The sequence below is a fragment of the Vibrio sp. 10N.261.45.E2 genome (genome assembly GCF_002875705.1).
Lineage (GTDB): Bacteria > Pseudomonadota > Gammaproteobacteria > Enterobacterales > Vibrionaceae > Vibrio.
Window position 1 is genome coordinate 1 of record NZ_MCZZ01000056.1, and the last position, 225, is coordinate 225.

The window sequence follows — 225 nt, forward strand, 5'->3', positions numbered from 1 at the left end:
CAAGTGCAAGAGAGTGGGATTAAGCCATTAAAAGAGTTCGCACGAAAACTCAGACCATATCTTCACGGGGTTATCGCATCGGCAAGTTATCCGTTAAACACCTGCACGCTTGAAGGGATAAACAACAAGATAAAGCTAATCAAGCGAATGGGATATGGTTATCGAGATACAGACTACTTCTTCTTGAAGATAAAAGCGGCTTTCCCCGGAAAGCCGCGATGAACC

1 protein-coding gene is annotated in these 225 nt (G+C 44.4%); it reads left to right on the plus strand.

Annotated features, from left to right (window positions below):
* Nucleotides 1-222: transposase (locus BCT34_RS02965; RefSeq protein ID WP_198594882.1), on the plus strand; the 222-nt coding region annotated here is incomplete at its 5' end.
* Nucleotides 223-225: the final 3 nt, after the last annotated feature.